Source organism: Parabacteroides sp. 52 (assembly GCF_010500925.1).
Taxonomy (GTDB): Bacteria; Bacteroidota; Bacteroidia; order Bacteroidales; family Tannerellaceae; genus QVMG01.
On the sequence record NZ_QVMG01000039.1, the window covers coordinates 1 to 5,245 of the forward strand.

At 39.0% G+C, this 5,245-nt stretch carries 2 protein-coding genes; one reads left to right on the top strand and one right to left on the bottom strand.

Going from position 1 to position 5,245, the window contains the following annotated elements; genetic code table 11:
• Positions 1-204: 204 nt before the first annotated feature.
• On the bottom strand, positions 205-4,236 hold the full coding sequence (locus D0T51_RS11960) for a DUF6383 domain-containing protein (protein WP_163729600.1): 4,032 nt from the start codon (positions 4,234-4,236) through the stop codon (positions 205-207).
• Between the two features lie 403 nt (positions 4,237-4,639).
• Between D0T51_RS11960 and D0T51_RS11965 the strand changes: the two genes are divergently transcribed.
• Entirely contained in the window at positions 4,640-5,125 is a 486-nt protein-coding gene (locus D0T51_RS11965; RefSeq protein WP_163729602.1) for a YkgJ family cysteine cluster protein, read from the top strand.
• Positions 5,126-5,245: the final 120 nt, after the last annotated feature.

A 5,245-nucleotide genomic window follows, 5' to 3' on the forward strand; every position in this document is an offset into this window, starting at 1 on the left:
CTAATCACTAACCACTCATCGTTAATCGTTAATCGTTAATCACTAATCGTTAATCACTCATCACCAATCCAATCTCAAATTATCTGAAGTATCCATTACTTCCCGGGAGGCTCTTCATTGCCTCAATCTTCCCTAACAAAAAAATCCCCTGCCGGAAACCGACAGGGGATTTTATTATATAAAGTTTCAGTTTATCGAAACTAATTATCTAACGATAACTTTAACTGCATCTTCACCTTCAACAGCTACAACTACGATACCAGCAGATACTGGGATAGAAGCGTCATCTGATTTCAGTGTAGTGTTAGCTACAGTTTGTCCTAAGATATTGCTGATAGCTACTTTCTTACCAGCAGCGTTAGTTACCTTAACACCACCGTCAACAGCTGTAATAACTACAGAAGTTGTGTTAATTTCTTCGTTGTCAGTTGCAATCTTATCTGTTTTTTCAACATTGTAGATCTGAGCTTGAGCGATCAAACCTTTCAGATTGTCATTACCGTCAATTGAAGTGTGGTCACCGTTGATAGTTTCACTCTGAGTCAATACTGGAGTACCATCTAAGATTTGTACCCAACTTGCTTCGCTGAAACATCCGATGAATGCTTTCTTGCCAAGACCTTGAGACTCTAACAATACATTTTTGTGCTCATCGTCAGTATAACGGAATGAGAATGCATAGTTTTTGTGAGCTCCGTCTAATTTGTTAACAAGTACTTTTCCGTCTTTAATCGCTTTATTCAAAGCAGTAGGATTAACTACGTTGTGACCTTCACCATCAGACCATTTGCTCTTCAAGTCTTCCAATGTGATATTGTTTTTCAGGATGAACAAATATTCACCTTCACCAAATCCGAATGCATTGTCTTTAGAAGCAGCTTCCGCTTTTGTTACGTTCATGTGGATACCTTCAACGAAACCTAAACGAACTAAGTTTCTGAATGTATATTTAGCACCGTTTTCTAACATACCGTGACCGTCAGTTTTGATAGAGTCATTCAAGTTAACCAAGAAACGACCAGCAACATAACCGTTGTAGAATACGTGGTGAGTAGCATCTTCTTCATCAGCAGCTTTTTCTGATGGGAAGTAACCGTGCTCGTTCGTGTTACACCAGCGACCATCTTTTACACTGTCAACTGCAACAGCCAACAGGTATTGAGGCATACGGAATTTAGAGTTGATTACAGAGTCTACATAAAGAGCAGTAGTTTTTGAAGCACCTACTGGTTTCACACCTTCTGCTGTTTGACCCAGATAACCGAATCCTTTTACATAAGTACCTTCTGCAATCTGAGCAGAGTTACCGTTGTTACCATCTTCGAATAAATATTCTTTAGCAGAACCTCTCTTCGCATAGATATTAACGTTACCGTTAAGGTCTCTTACGTCAGCACCGATAGGCATATACAATGGACGAGGATCATTTACAAATACGAAGGCAGAAGTACGATCCATAGGATCTGTATCTAATGTCATGAAAGATATTTTTGTAGTTTGATCTTTAACATCCAATCTCTTATAACCATTATCCTTGTATTTGTAAGGAATAGGCATGTAAGCATGGAAGATATCACCAGCTTTGATGTCTCTGTAAAGTTCAGCCAATTTAGGTTGATTTTCGTTATAAGGCTTAGTAGCGTCTGTAGTAACCCAAGCTTCTTTCTTCAAGTTAGCAGTAGTACTCCAAGTAGTAGCATCTACCAATACATAAGCAGGATCTCCGTCTTTTGTGATTTGGTCAGCTTTGAAGTAGAATGTACCTAACTTAACGTTTCTTCCGTCTACATCTTTCAGATGAGCCATCTGATAGTAAGAGTTACCATTACCATCTTCTTTCACTACTACATATTTCCAACCATTATCAATCAGGTTGTTATCTTTCACTTTCAGTGTATATACAGTTCTGTACAATTGTTTTGTACCAGCACCTTTGTTACCAAAAGGAACAGCTTCAAACAATGAATCTACTTCGAAGTTTCTCCATTCATTTGTGTTAACGTTCAGATAACCATCGTTTTCGTTTACGTTCAAATATTTATCAGTTGTAGGTACACCATAAGTATCTGCAGTCAGATATTTGATTGACCAAGCTTCGTATTTCAAGTTTTCGAAATCGAAATGTTTGTAACCAATAAATTGATCTTCAATGATTGCTTTGTCTGTAATCTGAGTAAATGTCAAAGTATCTGCACAAGACAGTGTGTTTGAGTTGAATTTACCAGAAGAAAGAGCAACGTGATCATAATCTTGGTGATTGATGATGTAATATTTTCCTTTACCAGCATCATATAACTGACCATGGAACAAGATACCATCAGCATATTCACGGTTTTTGATTGTTACATAAGGAGTAGCCGCATCGAAACAAGTATCACGTTCGATGATCCATTGAGTAGCAGGCATATGATCATAGTTTTGATAATCATCTTTTCTGTCATACATCAATTGTCCCCACATGTTATAAACAAGGTTCATACCGTTTTTACGATAATCTGTTCTCTTGCTGTCATCTTCTACGCTCAGGTTGATATAATACAAACCATCTTCCAAAGAAGTACGAGTCAAATAAGAATATTTGTGTTTGAATTGGATCTTAACACCCATTTGAGCAACAACATCAGTCAACAAAGGACGACCGTATTTGTCAGTACGAGGAGCAACCGTAGCTGTGTTTTTAGATTGACCTACAGTTAATACTGTCTTATTGTCAATAGTACCAGTATAGTTCATCAAAGTAAGAGCAACCGGAACCAATTGAGGTTTGTTGAAAGGAACGTTCGTTGTAGCAGCAGCAGCACCAAGAACGTGAGCAGCACCCGCATTTACAGTATTGTAGAAATATTCTTTTGCAGCTGTAGCTAAGTCAGTATCAGCCCACTTTTTATTAGCTTTCTTATCTTCAGTACCAACGAAAGAAGCATTCAATGGTTCAAACACCAAGCTGTCAGGAGTTGGGTAATAAGTAACTTTCCAGTGGTAACGAGCTTTCAAAGCTGTCATAGGAGCGATAGTAAGAGCTGTTCCAGTTCCTACTGCATATGCAGCATCTTCTACAACCAAACCACCATGCTCTGAAGGCAATTTGTCAGACTCATAAGTTTTGTCTGTAGCTACCATGAAATATTTGTCAGCACCTTTTTTCAATACAATGCTATAACCTGCATAAGGAGAAGCAGCATAGTCAGTATTCAAATAATCTGCAATTTCAGTATCGATAGCTATATATTTACCTGAGAACAGGTTGTTGTTAGAGAAACCAGCAGCTTCTGCAAATGCAGCACCTAAGCTGTTTGTTCTGTTTTTCCAAGAATTATCAGCATCGATCATTGTATTAAGGTCAGCAGCGTTTAATACGCGTGCACCAGCGTTACGAACTGTGAAGTTCAACACTTTATAAGCAGCGATCATCTGATTTCCTTGATTACCTACAACTAAAGAAGCAGGGATGTCTACTAATACAACATCACCATCTGCTTTTGCAGCAAGACCAAGAACTTTTTCATTGTTATGGTTGAATGTATACAATTTAGCACCACCGAATACAGCTGTTGCATTGTAGTCTGTTGTATACCATCTCCATGCGTTCATACCACTTTTGTTAATTGTAGCTGAAGCTGCATTTACTTTAGGACCTCTAGATTGGTTAGTCAAGTCTGCAACTGCTGTCAAATTCACAGCATCCGGACAGTTGTAAGACAACTCATAACCAGTTTCTTTGTTTGTAAATTTGAACATGTAAGCACCCTGATGTTTGCTAACAACTTCAATTTTCCACAAAGAAGCGTTCAATGAATAGTTACCAGAAGCATCTGCTCCGACCCAGTCATTTGTTGCCGGAGTAGCTGTACCAGTTGACAGATTTTTTTGAGAAACAACTTTCAATGTCAATTCTCCGGTGTTGTAATCACGTACCTGAACCAACACTTTAGCATCGCTATCCGGTGTTGCAGATACAGGTGTACCATGTGTACCCACTTCCAATTGATACCATTTTCCGGCTTCAATTGTTTTTACACCATAATCATTGTTAGTTACATCGAACACATCAGACTGAGTCAACTGTGTACGATAAGGAATTTCTGCACCAGCAACTGTACCCAAACCACCATGGTTAGCTTGAGCGCTTGCTACTGATAACGAACCTGCCAAGAAAAGACCGGCAGCAAAAGTAAAAAACCTTTTGTTCATAATCGATAAATTAATATTAATACTTAAGTAATTTAAAATTCTCATTTGTTTATTTTTTTCTATTTCTTGTTTTTCCTGTCCACCTGTTCCAAAGAACACGCCACAAAAAGCAACATAGTCAATTGCAAAGGTACATATTCATTTTATACCTGCAACCCCTTTGTTTCTTTTTTTGTTGTCCGGAAGGGCTTTTTTATCAACGTGGGGCTTATTCCCAACCAAACCGGTGGTTTAGCCAACGAAACGCCCGGTTTCTGTACAAAGCTGTTTTTTTCCATACAAATTGTCCCCCAATAGAGTCCGCTTATATATTATGTACGTGCGTACATTATTATATATTCATGAAAGAACACACCCGTCCATCAGATTTAACAGGTCACATTCTGCGGACAAAAGTAGAAATTTTATACTTTTGCCCCATCAAAACAATGATAAAAAAACAAAAAAAATGGACATTACCTCTCTCCGGGAAAAGGCAAAAAAGGTAGAAAAAGAGACCCTCTTGTTTTTTAAAAGAATAAAAAAAAGTCGATTGCGCGAATTAGACGATACGATACATGCCCTGCATGAAGAAGTGTTCGACGAAACCGACTGCCTGGCATGCGCCAACTGCTGCCGCACACTGGGTCCCCGATTGACCGACCGCGATATCGAACGGATCGGATCGGCCTTGCGACTGAAACCCCAGGAGGTAGTTGCCCGTTACCTGCGCGTGGACGAAGACAAAGACTATGTCTTTAAAGAAATGCCCTGCCCCTTTCTCTGCGCCGATAATTATTGCAGCATATACGAAAACCGCCCCAAGGCTTGCCGCGAATACCCCCACACCAACCGGAAAAAGTTCTACCAAATCCATGCACTGACAGTCAAAAACGCAGAGACCTGCCCGGCTGTTTACGAGATACTGGAGAGGATGAAGGTTATTAACGATTAATGATTAACGGTTAACGATTAACGATGAGTGGTTAGTGATTAGTGATTAGTGGTTAGTGATGAATGATGCGTGAAGCATGAAGGATTATAATTTACAATTTATAATCAACAATTAATTATC

Coding starts and splice junctions, on each gene's coding strand:
- D0T51_RS11960 (WP_163729600.1), bottom strand. CDS start 4,236: ATGAGAATTTTAAATTACTTAAGTATTAATATTAATTTATCGATTATG.
- D0T51_RS11965 (WP_163729602.1), top strand. CDS start 4,640: ATGGACATTACCTCTCTCCGGGAAAAGGCAAAAAAGGTAGAAAAAGAG.